This is a genomic window from Verrucosispora sp. FIM060022 (genome assembly GCF_003977705.1).
GTDB classification, from domain to species: Bacteria; Actinomycetota; Actinomycetes; order Mycobacteriales; family Micromonosporaceae; genus Micromonospora; species Micromonospora gifhornensis.
Genome location: NZ_RQIV01000004.1, coordinates 80,987 through 101,148 on the forward strand (window position 1 = coordinate 80,987; position 20,162 = coordinate 101,148).

At 71.8% G+C, this 20,162-nt stretch carries 16 protein-coding genes; 6 read left to right on the top strand and 10 right to left on the bottom strand.

What is annotated here, in order from left to right; translation table 11 throughout:
- Nucleotides 1-65: 65 nt before the first annotated feature.
- Genes EG812_RS13680 through EG812_RS13690 form a run of 3 tightly spaced genes read left to right on the top strand, consistent with a single transcriptional unit; the run spans nt 66 to nt 3,069 of the window.
- Nucleotides 66-1,175 (top strand): saccharopine dehydrogenase NADP-binding domain-containing protein, encoded by a 1,110-nt coding sequence (locus EG812_RS13680; protein WP_233579480.1) that lies wholly within the window; start codon nt 66-68, stop codon nt 1,173-1,175.
- A complete protein-coding gene (locus EG812_RS13685) occupies nt 1,172-2,305 on the top strand; it encodes a Gfo/Idh/MocA family oxidoreductase (RefSeq protein ID WP_013731202.1) in 1,134 nt (377 codons plus the stop codon). Before EG812_RS13680 ends, EG812_RS13685 begins: the two co-directional genes overlap by 4 nt.
- Nucleotides 2,302-3,069: a thioesterase II family protein gene (locus EG812_RS13690; RefSeq protein WP_013731203.1), complete on the top strand. Its 768-nt coding sequence runs from the start codon at nt 2,302-2,304 to the stop codon at nt 3,067-3,069. Before EG812_RS13685 ends, EG812_RS13690 begins: the two co-directional genes overlap by 4 nt.
- 59 nt (nt 3,070-3,128) lie before the next feature.
- Here the strand turns inward: EG812_RS13690 and EG812_RS13695 are convergent, their stop codons facing one another.
- The 6 genes from EG812_RS13695 to EG812_RS13720 form a co-directional block, all read right to left on the bottom strand.
- Nucleotides 3,129-4,742, bottom strand: a complete 1,614-nt coding sequence (locus EG812_RS13695; RefSeq protein WP_126711764.1) for an AMP-binding protein — start codon at nt 4,740-4,742, stop codon at nt 3,129-3,131.
- A complete protein-coding gene (locus tag EG812_RS13700; RefSeq protein ID WP_013731205.1) occupies nt 4,739-5,755 on the bottom strand; it encodes a methyltransferase in 1,017 nt (338 codons plus the stop codon). The genes EG812_RS13695 and EG812_RS13700 overlap by 4 nt, the downstream gene beginning before the upstream one ends.
- 66 nt (nt 5,756-5,821) lie before the next feature.
- Nucleotides 5,822-6,166, bottom strand: coding sequence for an MmcQ/YjbR family DNA-binding protein (locus EG812_RS13705; RefSeq protein WP_013731206.1), 345 nt, complete (start codon nt 6,164-6,166; stop codon nt 5,822-5,824).
- 35 nt (nt 6,167-6,201) lie between these two features.
- On the bottom strand, nt 6,202-7,269 hold the full coding sequence (locus tag EG812_RS13710; protein ID WP_126711765.1) for an acyl-CoA dehydrogenase family protein: 1,068 nt from the start codon (nt 7,267-7,269) through the stop codon (nt 6,202-6,204).
- 30 nt (nt 7,270-7,299) lie between these two features.
- Complete coding sequence (locus tag EG812_RS13715; RefSeq protein WP_126711766.1) at nt 7,300-8,457, bottom strand: acyl-CoA dehydrogenase family protein; 1,158 nt, start codon at nt 8,455-8,457, stop codon at nt 7,300-7,302.
- A 52-nt stretch (nt 8,458-8,509) separates the two neighbouring features.
- Nucleotides 8,510-9,709: a cytochrome P450 gene (locus EG812_RS13720; RefSeq protein ID WP_013731209.1), complete on the bottom strand. Its 1,200-nt coding sequence runs from the start codon at nt 9,707-9,709 to the stop codon at nt 8,510-8,512.
- A gap of 156 nt (nt 9,710-9,865) precedes the next feature.
- Between EG812_RS13720 and EG812_RS13725 the strand changes: the two genes are divergently transcribed.
- Nucleotides 9,866-11,140 (top strand): condensation domain-containing protein, encoded by a 1,275-nt coding sequence (locus EG812_RS13725; protein ID WP_081476005.1) that lies wholly within the window; start codon nt 9,866-9,868, stop codon nt 11,138-11,140.
- Nucleotides 11,141-11,345: 205 nt separating this feature from the next.
- Here the strand turns inward: EG812_RS13725 and EG812_RS13730 are convergent, their stop codons facing one another.
- Entirely contained in the window at nt 11,346-11,699 is a 354-nt protein-coding gene (locus tag EG812_RS13730; protein WP_158632508.1) for a VOC family protein, read from the bottom strand.
- A 204-nt stretch (nt 11,700-11,903) separates the two neighbouring features.
- Between EG812_RS13730 and EG812_RS13735 the strand changes: the two genes are divergently transcribed.
- Nucleotides 11,904-12,929, top strand: a complete 1,026-nt coding sequence (locus EG812_RS13735) for an acyl-CoA dehydrogenase family protein (RefSeq protein WP_013731212.1) — start codon at nt 11,904-11,906, stop codon at nt 12,927-12,929.
- 67 nt (nt 12,930-12,996) lie between these two features.
- Here the strand turns inward: EG812_RS13735 and EG812_RS13740 are convergent, their stop codons facing one another.
- The 3 genes from EG812_RS13740 to EG812_RS13750 form a co-directional block, all read right to left on the bottom strand.
- Nucleotides 12,997-16,914 (bottom strand): non-ribosomal peptide synthetase, encoded by a 3,918-nt coding sequence (locus EG812_RS13740; RefSeq protein ID WP_126711768.1) that lies wholly within the window; start codon nt 16,912-16,914, stop codon nt 12,997-12,999.
- 245 nt (nt 16,915-17,159) lie between these two features.
- A complete protein-coding gene (locus EG812_RS13745) occupies nt 17,160-17,393 on the bottom strand; it encodes an acyl carrier protein (protein ID WP_126711769.1) in 234 nt (77 codons plus the stop codon).
- A gap of 44 nt (nt 17,394-17,437) precedes the next feature.
- Nucleotides 17,438-18,964, bottom strand: coding sequence for an aldehyde dehydrogenase family protein (locus tag EG812_RS13750; RefSeq protein ID WP_050814522.1), 1,527 nt, complete (start codon nt 18,962-18,964; stop codon nt 17,438-17,440).
- Nucleotides 18,965-19,114: 150 nt separating this feature from the next.
- Between EG812_RS13750 and EG812_RS13755 the strand changes: the two genes are divergently transcribed.
- Nucleotides 19,115-20,113: an MBL fold metallo-hydrolase gene (locus tag EG812_RS13755; protein ID WP_232510651.1), complete on the top strand. Its 999-nt coding sequence runs from the start codon at nt 19,115-19,117 to the stop codon at nt 20,111-20,113.
- Nucleotides 20,114-20,162 lie beyond the last annotated feature (49 nt).

Sequence of the window (20,162 nt, forward strand, 5' to 3'; positions counted from 1 at the left end):
CCGCACTGGTCCGGCCCAGGACGAGCCCCGGTCGTCGCCCGGGCCGGGTCGCCGGAGGTCTCCCGGTGACCGGGACGGCGCCGGTGGTGGGTGTCGTCGGCGCGGCCGGCGCGGTCGGTTCCGTTGCGGTGACCGAGTTGCACCGGCGGGGCCGGCACACGCTGCGCCTCGCCGGTCGCCGCCGCGCGCCCCTCGACGCGTTGGCCGGCGGGCTCACCGCCACCGGATCCGCGCCCACGGTCGAGGTGGTCGACCTCGATGACGCCGACGCGTTACACCGCTTCTGTGCCGGCTGTGACGTCGTGCTCAACTGCGCCGGCCCGGCCTACCTGGTGGAGGACCGGGTGGCGCGGGTGGCGCTCGCCGCCGGTGCCGACTACGTCGACGCCGCCGGTGACGACGTGCTGTGGGAGCAGGTGCGGGCCTTGTTGGCGGGAGCGCCGGAGCGGACCGCGGTGATCTCCGCGGGCATGATGCCCGGTCTGAGCGCCCTGCTGCCCCGTCATCTCGCCGCCGCCCTGCCGCAGCCGCCGCGCGCCCTGCTGGGCTACCTCGGTGGTCGGGACCGGTTCACCGCCACCGCCGCAGCGGACTATCTGCGGGTGGGGGAGGGGTTCGGTCAGGCCGGGGCGGCGCTGACCGCAGGCGTACGACAGTCGCTGCCCACCCGTACCGACGTGGAGTTGCCGTTCTTCCCGGAACCGGCGACGGCGGTGCCGTACCTGAGCACCGAACTGGAACGGGTGACCCGGGACCTGGGCGTCACCGACGCCACCTGGCATTCGGTCTTCGCCGGCCCGCACGTCGCGCAGGTGCTGCGGCAGCCCCCGACCGGCGGGGACGCCGCCGAGGCGCTGCGCCGCGCCGCCGAGCTGGACGCCTTCGGGCAGGCGACCTACCAGCTGTTCGTGGTGGAGCTGACCACCGCCGCCGGTGACGCCCGGACCCTCGTGCTGCGCGGTGCCAGCGCCAGTGCCCTCACCGGCGCGTTCGCGGCCGTCGCCGTGGCGGCGCTCACCGGGGGGAACCTGGCCGTCGGCCTGCACCTCGCGGGGGAGGCGCTCGACCCGCAGCTCGCCGTGGACCTGCTGGCCGGCTCTGCCGCCGTGAGCGACCTGAGCGTGTTCGACGGTGAAGCCGCCCACGTCGGCGGCCACGTGGAGGAGGCACTGTGAGGCAACGTCCCCGGGTCGTCGTCTGTGGCGCCCGATTCGGTCAGGTCTACCTGGAGGCGTTCCGCAATCCGGAGCTGCCCTTCGAGTTGGCCGGTGTGATCGCTGCCGGCAGCGAACGCTCCCGCGCCTGCGCCCGCCGTTACGACGCGCCGCTGTACACCGACCCGGAGCAGCTGCCCGACGACATCGACATGGCGTGTGTGGTGATCCGGGGCGGCCTGCTCGGCGGGCGGGGCTCGGAACTGGCCCGCGCGCTGATGGCCCGCGGCATCCACGTGCTCCAGGAACACCCCCTGCACCACGACGAGCTGGCGGAGAACCTGCGGACCGCCCGCCGGCACGGCGTCGTCTACCACCTGAACCCGTTCTACACGCACGTCGCCCCGGTACGCCGCTTCGTCGCGGCGGCGCAGGAGCTGTTGCGGCGGCAGCGTCCGCTCTACATCGACGCGGCGGCCGGGTTCCAGCTGGCGTACTCGCTGCTGGACATCCTCGGGCAGTCCCTCGGTGGGGTACGGCCGTTCGCCTTCGGCGACCTGTCCGCGACGACGCCCACGGTGGCCGCCGCGACCAGCCTGGACATCCCCTTCCGCAGCCTCGACGGGGTGCTGGCCGGGGTGCCCACCACGCTGCGGATCCAGAACCAGATGGACCCCGCCGACCCGGACAACTACGCCCACCTGATGCACCGCATCAGCATCGGCACCGAGGCCGGGAACCTGACCCTGGTCAACACCCACGGGCCGGTCGTCTGGTCGGCCCGCCCCGACTTCCCCCGCGAGGTCGCCGACCCGAACGCCGACCCCCACTACGCGACCATGCCGGACGACGCGCAGGCGCCCAGCGCCGTCGTGCTCGGTCCGGCCACCGTGCCGTCGTACCGGCACATCTTCCGCAGCCTGTGGCCGGCCGGCATCGCGCACGCCCTCACCGAGCTGCACCAGGCCGTCGAGGAACGGCAGGATCCGTTGCGCCGGGGCCAGTACCACCTGTCGCTGTGCAAGCTGTGGCAGGACCTGACCCTGCGGCTCGGCCCGCCGGAGCTGCTCTCCTCCACCCCGCCCGAGCCGCTGACCGACGACGACCTCAAGGCCATCGCCGCCGCCGGTGACGAGGCGGCCCGACCGTGAGGACGACCGCGCAGGCCACATCCTGGTTGCGCCGCTACCGGCCCCGTCCGGCCGCGACCTGGCGCCTGGTCTGCTTCCCGTACGCCAGCGGCAACGCGACCTTCTACCGGCAGTGGGCCGTACGGCTGCCCGCCGAGGTGGAGGTCGTGGCGGTGCAGTATCCCGGTCGGCTGGACCGCATCCACGAGCCGTGCGTACGGGACATGGCCACCATGGTCGACGGGATCGTCGCCGCGCTGCAACCGTTGCTGCACACCGACTTCGCGCTGTTCGGGCACAGCATGGGTGCCGCCGTCGCGTACGAGGTGGCGCACCGGCTCGAACACGGTCTCGGTGCCCCGCCGCGCCGGCTGATCGTCTCCGGCCGGCCGGCCCCGCAGCACCACCGGCCGGGCGTCAAGCACCTCGGCAGCGACGAGGAACTCTGGGACGAGCTGCGCCGCCTCGGCGGCACCACCGACGAGGCGCTGGCCCATCCGGAGCTGCGCAGCGCGTTGATGCCCACGCTGCGGGCCGACTACCGGCTCGTCGAGACCTACCGGCCCACCTTCGGCGCGCCGCTGTCGGTGCCGGTCACCGCGATCACCGGCGACGACGACCCGGAGGCGCACGTGCCCGAGGTCGCCGACTGGCGGCGCTGCACCACCGGGGACTTCCAGCTCCGGGTGCTGCCCGGGCACCACTTCTATCTGATCGACCGGCAGGCCGAGGTGCTCGACCACCTCCGCGAGGCGCTCGGCCTGCCTGCCGGTCAGCCGCACTGACCGTCGATCAGCCGACGGCCCGCCGCAGTGTCGGGCCGGCTCCGGGCCGGAGCACGCGGTCAGGGTGTTGCGGGCGGTCCGGCCGGTACCGGCTCGGCGGAGCGGAGGCGGCCGGCCAGGTAGTCCTGCCACATCAGGCGACGGCGGGGTTTGCCGCTGCTGGTGCGGGCCACCGCGCCGGCCGGTACGACCACCGCCTCCACCGGCACCCCCTCCGCGGCGACCTCGGCTGCGGCGCACGCCGCCGACAGCCAGCCCGGCTCGGGTCGGACCAGCAGCAGGACCACCCGGGGTGCGTCACCGACCTGCCCGAGCAGGGCGGTGATCCGCCCGACCGGCGCGCCGCAGGCCGAGACCGCCGCGGCCTCGACGTCCTCGGCGAGCAGCATGCGGCCGCGCACCTTGACGCCGTCACCGAGACGGCCCAGCACGAACAGTTCCCCGTCGGAGAGGAAGCCCGCGTCGCCGGTGTGCACCTCGCCGTCGATCAGCCGGGTGACGCTGGCTGTGCCGTCGGAGTTCGCGGGCAGATAACCCGCCGCCACGGACGGGCCACGCACCACGATCTCGCCGACCGTGCCGTCCTCGACAATTCGGCCGTCGTCGTCCACCACTGTCACCTGCGCACCGGCGAGTGGACGCCCGCAACCCACCACCTCACCCTGCTCGACGGTGGCGGTACGCCAGCCGGTGTCCAGCGGTACGCCGGTCACCGACAATGTCGCCTCGGCCAGCCCGTACGCGGGCAGCAGCGCCTCACGGCGCAGCCCGTGCGGTGCGGCGAAGCGGGCGAACTCGGTCAGCAGGGTGGGCTGGATCCGCTCCGCGCCGACGATCACCGCCCGCCACGCCGAGAAGTCCATACCGGCGAGGGCTCTGCGGGGCACCCGCCGGATGATGTGGTCCAGCCCGAAGGCCGGCATCGCGGTCAGTCGGGCACCGTGGCGGCCGAAGCACTCCAGATAGCGCAGCGGCCGGCGGACGAAGTCGCCCGGCGACATCAGCCACAGGTCCGACCCGGTGGCCACCGGCGCCAGCAGGCAACCCACCAGGCCCATGTCGTGGTGCACGGGCAGCCAGGAGGCGGTCGGGTCGTCGGGGGTCATCCGTAGCCACCCCTGGATGCCGGCGACGGTGGCGGCCAGCGCCGGACGGGGCACCCGGACCCCGCGCACCCGACCGCTGCTGCCCGAGGTGAACTGCACAAGCGCCAGCCCGTCCGACGTCGGTGCCGCCGCCCACCGGTTGTCGCCGCCGGCGAGCAGCCCCTCACCGTCGTACGCGGGCACGCCCGCCCCGGCGCAGACCTCGGCCACCAGGGGCAGCGCCGGGTCGTGCACGACCAGCCGGGGCGTACTGGCCCGCAGCACGCCATGCAGGTGCTCGGTCCAGCGTTCCCGGTCACCGAAGGGTGGTGGCGGTGCCACCGGCGAGGCGGCAGCACCGGCCAGCATGCTGCCGAACAGCAGCCCCACGAACCGTGGGCCGGTGGTCTCCACTATCGACACCACGTCGCCCGCGCCCACCCCGGTGTCGCGCAGCGCCGCCGCGTACCGGCGTACCAGGTCGGCCAGTTCGGCGTACGACCAGAATCGCCACGATCCGTCGGGTTCGGCGAACCGGATGCCGCGCCGCTCGTCGGGCCGGTCCAGCCAGGCGAGCGGGCCGGTCACGCGGGTGCCGCCTCGATGATCGGGAACATCGGGGTGGAGATGCTGCGCACCAGCTCCAAGCCGGCGCGGTTCAGCAACTCGCTCTGCTGGTCGAGGGTCCGCGCGCCGCCGGCGGTCAGGGTGTGCATGAGCAGGTCCATGCGGCGTGCCAGCGCCGGCACCTCGGCCTCCTGCCGCCCGGCCTCCATGATGAACAGCCGGCTGTGTGGCTTCATCGCGGCCCGGACCCGGCCCAGGATGCCCACCACCTCGTCGTCGCTCCAGCTGTAGAGGATGCGCTTGAGCACGTACGCGTCGCCGCCGGGCGGGATCGGCCCTTCCAGGAAGCTGCCCGGCACCACCTCGACCCGGTCGGCCACTCCGGCGGCGGCCAGCACGGCGGGGGCGTTCGCCACCACGCCCGGCAGGTCGAACAGCACCCCACTGGCACCGCGGACCCGACGCAGCAGGCTGGCCAGGAACCCGCCGTTGCCGCCGCCGACGTCGACGATGCTGTCGAAGCGCTGCCAGTCACAGGCGCGCAGCACCGCCAGCAACTCCATGCTGGTGACCCCACTCATCACCTTGTCGAAGGCCTCGCCGTCCTCGGGCTGGTCACGCAGGTGTTCCCACATGGACCGGCCGTGCACCACGTCGAACGCGGGCCCACCGGTGCGGATCGACTCGGGCAGCCCTTCCATCGCCCGAGTGCAGGCCACCGGGGAGAGGAAGATGTCGCGGGCCGAGTAGGGGTGCTCCTCGCGCAGCAGGTCCGACAGCGGGGTCAACGCCACGCTGTCCGGCTCCACCAGCTCGAACACCTCCCGGGTCGCGAGGTACTCCAGGGTCTTGCGGAGGGTGGGCTCGTGGGTCCCGGTCGCCTGGGCCAGCCGGGACATCGGCATCGGCCCGTCCACCAGGTGGTCGGCCACGCCGAGCAGGCAGACCGCCCGGATGGTGTACGGCAGGAGATAGTCGCCGAGCTCAAGAAGCTTGAAGATCGAATCGGCGTCGATGGTGCGCCTGGTGCCCACGGGTGTCTCCGTCCCTTCGCGTGAGGCTCCGGCGGCCCTCGGCCGCCGGGGTCGCGTGGCGGGGTGTCAGGAATCGGCCTCGTCCAACTCGGCCTGCAACTTCCTGGACGCGAGCCGGCGCCACGCATCGGTGATCAGCTCTCGCAGCTGTGTCGGGTCGACCGTCGCCAGCTCGACGAAGGTCCAACCGCTCTGCCCGTACTTGTTGTTCGGCGCCGAGAAGGTCGCCGGGTCCTGGCTGATGAGCGCCGCCTGCTCGGCGACGTCGATCCGCAACCCCATCACTCCGGGTCGGGGCAGGGTGCAGAAGATCTTGTTGCTGACCCGGAAGTCGGTCACGTCGAAGTGCGCCGACTGGTGTGCTCCGGGGAGCGACAGGGCGATGCTGCTGACGGTTTCGGGGCTGACCACTACGGCCTCCTCGGTTGTCGACGGACGGCGTCACGCTAACGTCCGTCGGGTGCGGTCGGGGTGATCTCGTCCGGGTCGGCACGCCGCAGCAGCCGCTCGGCCACCCGGTCGTGCGGGTCGTCACCGAAGCCGGGGTAGGCCTCCAACCACAGCGCCCGGCGCAGCCACCGGTGCAGCGGGTACTCCCAGGTCACTCCCATTCCGCCGGTGATCTGGATGGCCGTCTCGCAGGTGCGTACCGCCGCGCTGCGCGCCACCAGCACCGCCTCGTCGACCGCCTGCGCGCACGCCTCGGTCTCGTGCTGCACCAGCCAGGCGGCGCGGTAGGCCAGCGACCGGGCCGACTCGGTGTCGACGTACGCCTCGGTCAGCTGGTGTGCCACGGCCTGGAAGCTGCCGATCGGCCGCCCGAACTGCTCCCGCTGGCGGGCGTGGGCCACGGCCATGTCCAGCGCACCCGCCGCGACCCCGACCGCCTCGGCGGCCAGCAGCACACCGCCGCGCAGCCGGGCGGTACGCGCCGCCTCCGCCGCGCGGTCCGGCCCGACGAGCAGCCGCGCCGGCGTGCCGTCGCACCGGACCCGGGCCATCCGGCGAAGGGTGTCCAGTGTCGACAGTTCCGCCACGACCAGCCCGGCGGAGCCGGTGTCGCAGGCGAACACGGCCGGCCCCTGGTCGGTGTCGGCGCGTACCACGAGACAGCGCACCGCGCCGGCCTGCGGAACCGCCGCGACCTGCCCGGTGAGGGTCCACCCCTGCGGCGAGCGGGCGGCCCGCACCGTGCCGCCGCCGTCGGCGAAGGTGGCCGGTACGGTCAGTTGCTCCCCGGCGGCCCGGGCGTACGGTGCGGCAAGTGCGACAGTCGTCCACCACGGGGTGGGGTGCAGGCAGCGGCCGCTCTCCTCGGCCAGCAACGTCAGCTCGACCATGCCCAGGTCGTCGTCGAGCCAGCCCTGCCGGATCAGCTCGGGCCAGGCGCCGGCCTCGCTCCCGCCGGGGCCCTCCGCCAGGGCACACACCCGCAGCGGCGGATAGTGCCGCTCCAGGTGGTCCCGGGCGGCCTGCCGGATCGCCCGCTGCTCATCGGTGAGGGCAAAGTCCATGGTCATCTCCGTGTCGTCGCGGGCCGGTGGTCACTGGCGGGACCGGGGCAGGCCCAGCACGCGCTCGGCGACGATCCCGCGGAGGATCTCGGAGGTGCCGCCCTCGATCGTGTTGGCCCGGCTGCGCAACCGCTGCCGCTGCCAGTACCCGTGCCAGGCGGCGTCACCGCCGTCGAGCAGCGCCGCCGGACCCTGCAGGCGCAGCGCGAGCGTGCAGACCCGCTGGTGCAGCAGCGACCATTCGAGCTTGAGGATTGAGGATTCCGCGCCGGGCTCACCCGAGCGGCGCAGCGCGGCGAGCGACCGGTAGCCGGTGTACCGCAGCCCCTGCAACCGGGCGTGCAACATGGCCAGCTCACGGCGGACGGCCGGGTCGTCCTCGGCACCGACCTCGTGCACCAGCCGCAGCAGCCGGTCGAACTGCGCGACCAACCGGGCGGTGAGGGTGATGCCGAACGTGCCCCGCTCGTGGGCCAGCGTCGACAACGCCACCGACCAACCCCTGCCGACCTCGCCCACGACATCCCCGTCGTCGACCCGCGCGTCGGTCAGGATGATCTGGTTGAAGTCGGTGTCGCCGTTGAGCTGCCGCAGCGGCGACACCTTCACACCCGGTGCCCGCATGTCCAGCAGGAAGCAGGTCAGCCCCTGGTGCTTCGGCTCGGCGGGGCCGGTGCGGGCCAGCAGCAGGCAGTAATCGGCCAGGTGGGCGTAGGAGGACCAGACCTTCTCGCCGTCGAGCAGGTAGCCGTCCGGCTCCGCCCGCCGCGCCGAGGTGCGCACCGCCGCCAGGTCCGAACCGGCGTCCGGCTCGGAGAACCCCTGGCAGAACAGGGTACGACCGGACAGGATGCCGGGCAGGTAGCGCGCCTTCTGCTCGTCGGTGCCATGCGCGATGAGCGTCGGACCGACCATGTTCATCCCGATGATGTTGATGTGGTCGGGCGCGCCCGCGCGGGCCGTCTCCTCGACGAAGATCGCCTGGTAGGCGGCGCTGAGCCCGCGACCGCCGTACTCCTTGGGCCAGGTGATGCCCGCGTAGCCGGCCGCGGAGAGGTCACGGCTCCAGTCGCGCAACTCGGCGGTGCTCCAGGTGCGGGACGGGTCGTCGTCCGGCAGGCGGGACCGCAGCCAGTCGCGCAGCTCGGCGCGGAACGCGGCCTCGGCCGGGTCGTCGTGCAGGTTCAACGCCGTCCTCGCTTCCTGGCGGCCGGGTCCGGGCGCCGCATGCTGGTCACCGTCACGCCGGCCGCACCGCGAGCGGCACCTGGTCGTACGTGCGGAAGTTGAAGCGCGGCCGGCGCACCGGCTCGCCGTCGAGTTCGATGGCGCGGGTACGACCCAGCAGCCGGCCGAAGACGGCGACGCCTTCGGCGCGGGCCAGGGCCGCACCCAGGCAGTGGTACACGCCGGCACCGAAGCTGAGGTGCTGGTTGGGTCGCCGGCCGACGTCGAAAAGGTCCGGCTCGTCGAACTGCTCCGGATCCCGGTTGGCCGACCCGACCAGCAGATACAGGACGCGGCCGGGCCGGATGACCCGGTCGGCGACCTCCACCGGTTCCAGGGGGCTGCGCATGGTCACCTGGATCGGCGCCTCGTAGCGCAGCATCTCCTCGATCGCGGTGGCGGTGCCGGCGGTCCCCGCCCGCAGCCGGGCAAGCTGGTCGGGGTGCTCCAGCAGGGCGACCATGCCGTTGGTGATCATGCCCATCGACGTCTCGAAGCCGGCGTAGAAGACGGTGATGGCGTTGTCGACGATCTCCTCGCGGCGCAGCCGCTGCCCGTCCGACTCGGTGGTCGCCATCCGGGTCAGCAGGTTGTCGCCGGCCGGACCGTTCTCGACCAGGTCGCCGAGGTATTCGCGCAGCCAGCGCAGCGACCGCACCGCCTCGTCGATGTCCCGGTCGTTGCCGAACGCCACGTCGCTGAAGGCCCGGACCAGCTGCGCCGCGTGCGGCCACAGCAGGGACCGGTCGGCGGCCGGCACCCCGAGCAGATCGCAGATCACCATCAGCGGGAAGGGCAGCGCCAGGTCGGCGACCAGGTCCATCCGGCCGGTCGCCAGCACGGGTTCGAGCAGATCGTCGACGAGGGAGGTCATGCGTTCGCCGAGCCGCCGGACCAGGCCAGGGCTGAACGAGCTGACAAGCACCCGGCTGGCGAGCCGGTTGCGCTGGCCGAGGTTCTGCCCGGACAGGAAGCCGCTCAGTTCCGGGTCACCGACGGTGAAGCGGTAGTACTGCTCCGGCAGGGTCTTGGTCAGCCGCTGATCCTTCAGCAGCGCGGCCACCTCGCGGTAGCCCGGCACCACCCACTGCCCCGGTCCGTTGCTCAGCACGGCACCGGTACGGCGCAGTTGCTCGTACGTGGGGAACGGGTCGGCCAGCAGCCGAGGATCCGAGACGTCGAAACTGACCCGTGGCGCGCGAACGGCTGTCATAGGGGCCTCCCGACGGACCGGTACGGCGTGCACGCCCCGCGTCCGCCGCCGATTATTCGGGCTCCGCGAAACTCGTGTCAAGGAGTGTCTGCGGAGACTGTTCGAGTATCTTCCAAACCCTCGTAACCACACGCGTACTGCGGTAGCGTCGCGGCCATGCGAGAGTTACCGGCTTCGGTGGGTCAACGCCTCCTGTGGCTGATGGACCACTATCGAGGACAGCAGCACTCCCTCAACGAGCAGGTCGTGTGGCATCTGCGTGGGGCCTGCGACGTCGTCGCCCTGCAGCGCGCGGTCGACCTGCTGCACGAGCGACACGAGTCGCTGCGGACGACGTTCGTCGCCCGGAAACGCCAACTCGTCCAGGTGATCAATCCGCCGCGTCCGGTCGAGCTGCTCCGGGTGGACACCTCCGGGCACGCCAACCCCCGCCAGGCCGCCCGCGAACACATCGCCACCGAGCTGTCCACCGCCGTGGACTTCGGGGTGTGGCCCACCCGACCCACCCTGATCACCGTCGGTCCCGAGCACCACATCTTCGTGCTGACCATGCACCACTACGTCAGCGACGACTGGTCCAACGCGCTGCTCTCCCGCGACATCCGGGCGCTCTACCAGGGCGAGGAACTGCCGGAGATCGGCTGGCAGTACGCCACCTGGGCGGACTGGCAGCGGGAGCGGATCTCTGGGCCGGACTCGACGGCGCTGTTCGACCACTGGCGCGGTCAACTCGACGGGGCGCGACTGGTACGCCTGCCCGAGCGTGCCGAGGTCCCCCGGGGCCCGGACGAGCCGGCCTGGGTGTCGGTGGAACTGACCATCGACGCGCACGTCGTGCAGGGCCTGCACCAACTCGCCCGCCGGCAGCGCACCACCCTCTTTCCGGTGATGCTCTCCCTGTTCTACCTGGTGCTGCACCGGGCCACCGGCCAGTCGGACCTGACGGTCGCGTCGCTGTTCGCCAACCGCAGTCGGCCGGAGGTCCGCGACACCGTCGGCTTCTTCGTCTCCATGGTGCTGCTGCGCGGTCGGGTGGAGGACGCCGAGCCCTTCACCGACCTGCTGCGGCAGGTGCGCAACGTGGTGATGGAGGGCCTGCGCCACCAGGAGTTGCCGGCGCAGCTGCTGCCGCCCGGCACGGTCACCGGCGAGGGCCGTACCGACGACGTCATGTTCCAGCTGCTCGGCTCGTTCGTACCGCGCGCCGACATGAGCGGCGACGAGCTGGACGACCTGGAGGCGCAGCTGGAGCGCAGCCGCTTCGCGCTGGAGTTCGTCGTCGTACCGCAGGACGAGACGCTCACCGCCGTCCTGATGTGCGACCGCGACCGGTTCACCCCGGACTGGGCGCAACAACTGGTGAAGGACTACGTGCAGCTGGCCGCCGCCGTGGTCGCCGACCCGCACCGCCTGCCGGCCTCCCCGTCCTGAGCCGCCGCAGCGGTCTGGTCGCCACCGCAGCGGTCTGGCCGCCGCCGTTACGGCGGGATGGCGGTATTCCGGTAGGTAGGTGACCACCGTTTCGCCGTAACGGAGTCGATCAGTTGGGTGGCCCGGGTGGTGGGCGGCCCGGATACCTACGCAGACGAAACGGTGGTGGTCGGCGGTGCCCGCCGACCACCACCGTCGCGTCCGGTCAGCTGGCCTTGGGCAGTTCCCGCAGGCCGAAGGCGACGCCCTGGTTGTCGCGGCACTCGGCGAACGCGCCGTAGTCCGGGCTCGGCGGCCGCAACGGGCCCACCTCACCGCCCAGCTCCTTGACCCGCTCGACGGCCGCGGCCAGGTCGTCGACCGCGAAGTAGACGATGATGTGCGGCGGGTCGGTGTCCGGGTGGGAGCCGGCCTCCAGGCCCGCGGGTGCGCCCGGCATCTCGATGTACGACCCGTGGGTGAGCATCGTGAACTTCCAGCCGAACAGCGCCTCGTAGAAGTCCCGGGTGCGTTCGGGAACCGGGACTGCAAACTCGATGAACGAAGGTTGTCCTGCCACGGCGCCCTCCGGTGCGTGATCTGTCAGGAAAGATGTCCTAGCATCATAACGGGCATTGACTCGTCTTTTGCAGACACACAAGGATGCTAGTAAAGACGAGTTCTGGTGGTTGGCGGGTCAGCCACCGCGGCAGCCGACGCGGCCACCGGGCTCATGGGCCCGCACCACCGGCCCCCCGGGGCCCCGTTAACGGAGGGCACTGCTGTGACTGTCTCCATCGACGAGTCCACGAGCCTGCGACAGGCGCGCGAGATCGCCGACGAGGTGTTCTTCCCCGCCGCGCTGGCGGTCGACGCCGCTGACCGCGTACCCATCTCCCACCTGGACCTGCTCGCCGAGCACGGCTTCTACGGGCTGGCCGCGCCCCCGGAGTTCAACCGCCTCGACCTGCCGAGCTTCCCCGCGGTGTGCCGGGTCATCGAGACCCTCGCCAGCGGCTGTCTCACCACCACGTTCCTCTGGGCCCAGCATCACAACGCGGTGATGGCGGCGGCCAACACCGGCAACGCCGAGCTGCGGGCGGCCTGGTTGGAGCCGCTGGCGACCGGGCAACGCCGGGCGGGGCTGGCGATCGGCGCGGCGGTGCGGCCCGGTCCGGCGGCGCTGTCGGCCACGCCGGTCGACGGTGGATTCCTGTTCTCCGGCGCCGCGCCGTGGGTGAGCGGCTGGGGCCTGGTCGACACGATCTACGTGGCGGCCCGGGTCTCCGACGACACGCTGGTCTTCGCGCTTGTCGACGCCGCGACGAGTGACACGCTGACCGTCGAGCCGCTGCGCATGTCGGCGGTGAACGCCAGCAGCACGGTGACGGTCACCTTCGACAACCACTTCGTACCTGCCGACCGGGTCGCCAACCAGATGCCGCTGGAGGCGTGGCGACAGCGCGACCCGGCGACGCTGCGCTTCAACGGTTCGCTCGCGCTCGGCGTGGCCGACCGGGCGATCGAGCTGGCGGACGAGCCGCGCCTGCGGTCGCAGCTCGACGCCGTTCGGGACCGCCTCGACAGCGCCGACCCGGAGACCATGCCCGCCGCCCGGGCCGCCGCGTCGGAATTGGCGCTGCGGGCCAGCGCGAACCTGGCCGTGGCCGCCGGCAGCCGGGCCGTGCTGCTCGACCAGCATGCCCAGCGGCTGGTGCGCGAGGCGACGTTCCTGCTGGTCTTCGGCTCCCGCCCGGGCATCCGCGACGCCCTGCACACCACGCTCACCACGTCCCCGGGCGTCGCCTGACACTCCGTCGCCATACCAGCATTCGGGGCCCGCGACGTGGAGAACCTCGTCGCGGGCCCCGTGCCGGTTATCGCATCTCGTCGATCAGGCGGGCGACGGCGTCGGCGTGCTCGCCGTCGACCACGGTGAAATGATCGGCCTCCAGCATGTGGAAGCGGGCCGGGAGTTTGGCCGCGGCGTGCCGCAGCGGCGACAGGTAGCCGGCCGCCGGGCCGACGAGCCCCCGCGACGCCTCCACCACGTCCAGTTCAAGACCGTCTTCGGGGACGAGTGAGTACCGCAGCAGCGCCCGGGTGTTGGCCTCGAAGACGTCGTACATCGCCTGCACCTCGGCGTACGTCATCGATTTCAGTTCTTTGAGCTGCGGCGGCGGGGCCGCCCAGATGCGGCGGAGCGTCTCCTGGGCGACGTTCGGGGTGCACGGGTCGACGGGCACCTCCACCGGCGCACCGGCGAGGTTGTGCAGGAACGCCTTCACCAGCGCGGTGTCGTCGACCGTCGGGTGGGCACCGCAGCCGACCCACGGGTCGATGAGCAGCACCGCGCACTCGCGGCCCTCCCGCCGCAACTGCCGGGCCATCTCGTACGCCACCACGCCGCCCAGCGACCAGCCGGCGAGCCGGATCGGCCGGTCCGGCGGCTCGTTCGCCAGCGTCGGCGCGAGTTCGGCCAGGTAGCCGGCGGCCAACTCCTCGATGGTGACCTCCAGCTGTGCCGGGGACGGCGCGGCCAGGCCCAGCACCCGGTGCCGCTCGCCCAACTCGGCGAGCAGTGGGCGGTAGCAGAGCAGGTCGCCGCCGACCGGGTGCACCAGGATCAGCGGGCGATGCCCGTTGTCGGAGAGCACGACCAGGTTGCCGGCCGGCCCGGTGTGACAGGCCGGGTCGAGCAGGGCGGCGATCTCCGCGATGGTGCCCGAGGTGTAGAGCGTGGCCAGCGGCAGTCGTCGCCCGAACTGCTGCTCGATGCGGTTCATCAGCCGTGCCGCCAGCAGTGAACTGCCGCCGTAGGCGAAGAAGTCGACGGAGCGGCCGACCTCCGGCACCTCCAACAGCTCCTGCCACAGCGCGGCCAGGGCTCGCTCGGTGCTGGTACGGGGAGCGTCGTCCCCGACGCGCCGGGTCGCCCCCACGCCGGCCGCCCGCTCGGCCAGCTGACGCCGGTCGACCTTGCCATTGGCGGTCAGCGGCAGCCGCTGCCGTACGTCGATGCTGCGCGGCACCATGTATTCCGGCAACCGGGACGCGAGGTGGTCCTTCAGCTGGGTGACCAACTGCTCGGCCGGGGTCTGCGAGGCCACGAAGGCGACGAGCGACACGGCCCGACCGTCGGTGCGGGTGACCACTGCGGCGTCGGTGACCGCCGGGTGGGCCAGCAGCGCCGCCTCGATCTCGCCGAGCTCCACCCGAAAGCCGTTGACCTTGACCTGCGGGTCCTCCCGACCGAGGAACTCCAGCGTGCCGTCGGGCCAGTAGCGGGCCCAGTCGCCGGTGCGGTAGATCCGTTCCTGCTGCCGTGGGTGCACCAGGAACGAGGCGGCGGTCAGCTCGTCGTCGCCCAGGTAGCCCAGGGCCAGGCCGCGCCCGCCGATGAACAGCTCACCCGGCACCCAGTCCGGGCGGTCCCGCAGGCCCGCGTCGAGCACCTGGAAGCGCTGGTTGCGCAGCGGATGGCCGTACGGGATCGAGATCCAGTGTGGTGGCACCCGTACCGGCACCGGGTGGTAGTTGGACCAGATCGACGCCTCCGTCGCCCCGCCGAGGCTCACGCAGGCCGCGTGCGGCGCGATCTCCGCCAGCTCCGCGCCGAGGTTGATCGGCACCCAGTCGCCGCTGACCATGGCCAGCCGCAGCTCGGTGAGCGGACGCCGACCACTGGTGCGGACGAACTCCACGAACATCGCCAGGTACGCCGGCACGCTGTTCCACACCGTGACCCCGGTGGCCTGGCACAACTCGTAGAGGTGGGTGACCTCGCGCTCCTGCCCGGCGGTCGGTACGACCACCGTCCCACCGGCGGCGAGCATCCCGAACACGTCCCACACCGACAGGTCGAACGTGTAGTCGGAGACGGCGAGCACCCGGTCGCGGGGGCTGAGCCCGAACCGCTCGTTGATGTCGACGAGCGTGTTGACCACGCTGCCGTGCGAGATCATCACGCCCTTCGGTGTGCCGGAGGTGCCGGAGGTGAAGATGACGTACGCCAACGACTCCGGGCTGGTCACCACCGCCGGCCGGGCTGCACCGTCCTGCCGGGCGATGGCGTTGGCGATGTCGATGCTGCGCCCACCGGCGTACGGCTCCTCGTCCTGGATGCTGCGGTCGGCCAGCAGCACCCGCAGTCCACAGATCTCGGCCACCTGCTCGCGTCGGCGGCGCGGCCACTGCGGCGAGACCGGCACGTAAGCGGCCCCGGCCAGCAGCACCCCGAGCAACGCGACGATCTGGTGTGCCCCGCGCAGCGCCTGCACGCCGACCACCTCGCCCGGCCGTACGCCCGCCTCGACGAGTTCCGCCGCGACGGCGTTGGCCTGGTCACGCAGCTGGGCGTAGGTGACCTCCCGGCCGTCGGCGATCACCGCGAGCCGGTCCGGCTGCCGCTCGGCCTGCTCCTCGAAGAGCTGGTGCATGGTGGCCACCCGGGCCGGTGCGGCGGTGTCGTTGACCTGCTCGCGGATCTTGAGCTGAGCCGCCGGGGTGAGATCGAACGACTCCATCTCCCAGGCGTCGTCCTCGGTCGCCAGCCGGATCAGCAGGGACCGGTAGGCGGCGAACATGTCGTCGATCATGCCCGCGGGATAGAGGTCGTCCGCGCTGTCCCAGGTGGTGACCAGGGCGCCGCCGGCCACGAAGACCTGGTGGTCCAAGGCGACCTGCGGCGTACGGACCTTGCCCTCCAGCCGCTGCCAGCCGAGATGCTCCAGGAAGACGCCGGTGTCCGGATCCCCGACGCCGAGCATGCTTGTGAAGACCACCGGCATCAGCGCGTTGCGGGCGTTGCCCGTGCGCTGGTTGAGCTGACGGATCACGGAGACTCCGCCGAAGGAGGAGTGCTCCATGTCCTGGAGCAGTTGCCGACGCCAGGCGCGGGCCCGGTCGAGGAAGGTGCTGCCCGGGCCGACCTGGCGGCACTCCATCAGCAGGGTGCTGCTGAAGTTGCCGATGATCCGGTCGACCTCCGGATGGAACGGTAGCCGGTCGCCGTACATGATGTTGATGGTGAAGTCGGGGTTCTTCGACCAGTGCCGCAGCACCTCGCAGAACGCCGCGCCCAGCACCATCGTGCCGGTGAGTCGACTCTTCCGGATCCGCGCGGCCAGGCTGGTCCACTGCTCGGCGGTGAGCTTGAAGACCCGGCGTACCAGGCGTGGGCTGGGGTCGCCGGTCATCCGGCGGCGCGGCAGCTCCGGTGCCGCGGGCAGGGTGTCCAGCCGGTCGAGCCAGTAGCGGCGGGCCCGCTCGTGCTCGTCGCTGTCCTTGCGTCGCTCGACCTCGTTGCGGTACTCCCGGAAGGTGTACCGCAACGGGGGCAGCGACTCGCCGTCGAGCAGGGCCCGCAGCTCCTGGGCGAAGATCTCACCCGAGAACCCGTCGATGGCCAGCAGCCGCGCGCAGACCTGCACCACGATGTGGGTGTCCAGGGCGAAGACGAAGACCTCGAACGGCGCGTGTCGGCCGCGTGGCGGCCCCTCGTCGTAACAGCGCTCCCGGTTCCGGGTGAGCAGCCGCCGACAGACGTGTTCCGGCTGCCCGCGCAGCGACCGGTAGGTCAGTGGTACGGGCAGCTCGTCCTGGACGTGCAGCAGGCCCGTCTCGTCGAACGACGCGCGGAGCATCTCGTGCCGGCGCATGAGCTGGTGCAGGGCCGAGCTGAAGGCCCGGATGTCCAGCTCCTGGCAGGCGTATTCCTCGAAGAAGAGGGCAGGACCACCGAGCTGGAAATCGCCCAGCTCGCCGAGCAGGTACGCGTACTGCAGATCGCTCAACGGTGCCGAGTGTGCCCCCGAAGCGTCCGCGCGCGACGGTGCCGGCGGCGGGGCCTGGGGGACGCTGGCTGACGAAGGGTGGTGCTCCGATCTAGCGATGTCCATGACGTTCCCTCGGGATGGCCGGTTGACAACGAAGTGGTACGAATGCCCCCGCCGGAGGTGTGCCCCGGACGGGTTCTTGAGCTGCGGTCGACCGGTGACTGCTGGCGACCGGTGAGGGAGAGGTGCGAGCCGGGCGACGGCTACCGGGCAGCGGCCCGTAGTTCGTCCACCGCACCGGTCAGTTCCGACGGAGTGGGCCGGTCGAAAACCTCGATCATCGGTAGCTGTACGCCGAAGACGATGTTCACCCAGTGCACGATGGCCGCTGCCGCCATCGAATCGCCTTCGAGGTCGTCGAAGAAGTCGGTGTCCGGCCCTACCTGGCGGCCGAAAATGTTCTTCCAGATGTCAAGCATCTGCTCTTCGCTTGTCACGATGCCTCCCCACGACGTGCCCGGTCGCCGAGCGCGACCGGTACTCACTTCGAAGCAGGTGTCGGCCCCCACGACCGGTTGCCGAGATCATTTATCAGTGTTTTCGTTTCGAGAAAGGCGTCGACGCCCGCCTTGCCCATTTCCCGCCCCCAACCCGAGCCCCGCATCCCGCCGAAGGGCAGCGCCGGATCGAGCACGTGCCAGCTGTTGATCCACACGGTGCCGGCGCGCAGTCGACGGCCGACCTGGTGCGCCAGACCCAGGTCGCGGGTGAACACGCCGGCGGCGAGCCCGTACGGGCTGTCGTTGGCCAGCGCCACCGCCTCCTGCACCGTGTCGAAGGGTTGGGCCACCAGCACCGGGCCGAACACCTCCTCGCGGACCACCGGCGCCTGCGGGTCGGCGTCGGTCACCACGGCCGGAGTGCAGAAGAAGCCCGGCGAGTCCGGCACCTGACCGCCGGTGACCCGGGCCCCGTCGGCCCGGGCGGAGTCCAGGTAGGACAGCACCCGGGTGCGGTGCTCCGCGGAGATCAGCGGCCCCATCTCGGTGTCCCGGTCCAGACCGTCGCCGATCCTGATCGCCGCGGCCCGCTCCCGGATCCCGGCGACCACCTCGTCGAAGACCTGCCGTTGCACGTACAGCCGGGAACCGGCCACGCAGGTCTCACCCTGGTTGTAGAAGATCGCGTGGGCCGCCCCGTCGATCGCCTGCCGCAGGTCGGCGTCGCCGAACACGATGTTCGGTGACTTGCCGCCGAGTTCCAGGGTCACCCGGCGGAAGTCGACGGCCGCGCCCCGGACGATGCTGCGCCCGACCTCCGTCGACCCGGTGAAGGTCACCTTGTCGACGCCCGGATGCGCGGCGAGCGCCGCACCCGTGGCGGCGTCGCCGGTGAGGACGTTGAGCACGCCCGGCGGCAGACCGGCCTCCTGGGCCAGTTGCGCGAGGGCCAGGGCGGACAGCGGCGTCTGCTCGGCGGGCTTGAGCACCACGGTGCAGCCGGCCGCCAGGGCGGGGGCCACCTTCGCCGCCGCCATGTAGAGCGGGAAGTTCCACGGAATGATGGCGGCCACCACACCCACCGGTTCCGGTACGGTCAGCGCCAGGTGCCGCTCCGGGCTGCCGGTGTAGATCGAGGCGTTCTCGCCGTTCAACCGGCCGGGCCAGCCGGCCATGTAGTGGAACACCGCGGCGGCGGCCGGTACGTCGCCGGCCCGGGCCACCCGCAGCGGCTTGCCGTTGTCGAGACAGTCGAGCAGGGCCAGCCGGTCGGCGTTCTCGAGGATCAGGTCGCCGATCCGATGCAACATCCGGGACCGGGCCGCCGGCGACATCCGGTGCCAGCGGGATCCAGGTCGGCCGGCGGCACCGGCCGCGGCGACGGACCTGGCCACATCGGTGACGCCCGCATGCGCGACCGTCGTGAGTGTCTCTGCCGTGGATGGACGCAAAGACACCAATTGGCGATGGTCGTCCGCAGCAGACCACTTGCCTGCGATGAACAACCCTCGCGGCAAATCGTCCAGACAGGACAAAGATAGCCTGTCGGTGTGTGTGGTCGCCGACATGCGAGAGACGCTAGCGTAAATACCAGGCTCGGCATACCCTCGATTGGGCCTAGCTGACGGCGCAAATGTTGCAGGTGCAGGGGTCTGCCGGCGAGAGCATCGAGGTACGTGATGAGATATCCGCGAAGTGTTTATCGCGTCTTTGACAGGATGCTTTCCGGAAGGCACGGTAAACGCAGTTGGCCGACCAGCTTCGCCGACCGGCTGACCCACCCGGTGCCCGGCTCCCGGGCGGTCCGCAAGCTGATCGCCGAGGGCGGGATGAAGCCCGATCTCAGCGAGGTCGACCAGATCCCCGTCCAACCGGCCGCTGAGCTACCGCACGCCGGCGCGGGCGAGGTGGTGGCCACCTGGGTCGGTCACGCCTCGTTCGTGCTCCAGATCGGCGGGCTCGTGGTGCTCACCGATCCGGTGTGGTCACGGCGCATCCCCGGCGTACGGCCCCGATTCACCCCACCCGGCCTGCCCTGGGAGGCACTGCCACCGGTGGATGCCGTGGTCATCAGCCACAACCACTTCGATCACCTCGACGCGCCCACCATCCGCCGGCTGCCACGCGACGTGCTGATGCTCGTGCCGGGCGGGCTGGGCTGGTGGTTCCGCCGGCTGGGCTTCACCGCCGTGGAGGAACTGGACTGGTGGGAGAGCGTCCGTCTGGGCGCGGTGCAGTTCCAGTTCGTACCGGTGCACCACTGGAGCCGCCGGACCCTCTTCGACGGCTGCCAGAGCCTCTGGGGCGGTTGGCTGCTGGAGGCCGACGCCGACCCTGCCACCGCCGCCCCGGTACGTCGGGTCTTCTTCGCCGGGGATTCCGCCTACGGGCCGTACTTCACCGAGATCGGGCAACGCTGCGGTCCGGTGGACCTCGCCCTGATGCCGGTCGGCGCGTACCTGCCCCGCTGGTTCATGAAGCCGCTGCACATGAATCCGGCGGAGGCCGTACGCGCCTGCGGTGACCTGGGCGCCCAGCGGATGGCCACCATGCACTGGGGGACCTTCGCGCTCTCCGCCGAGGCGCCGCTGGAGCCGCTGCGGCAGGCCCGGCAGGCGTGGCAGGCCAGCGGGCGGGCCGCCGAGGACCTGTGGGACCTGGCGGTGGGCCAGAGCCGCACCCTGCACGCCGACCTCACCGCGCCGGTCACCGACTGACCGACACGTCCGCGCCGGCCACCGACTGACCGGCGCGGTCGGACCGCGA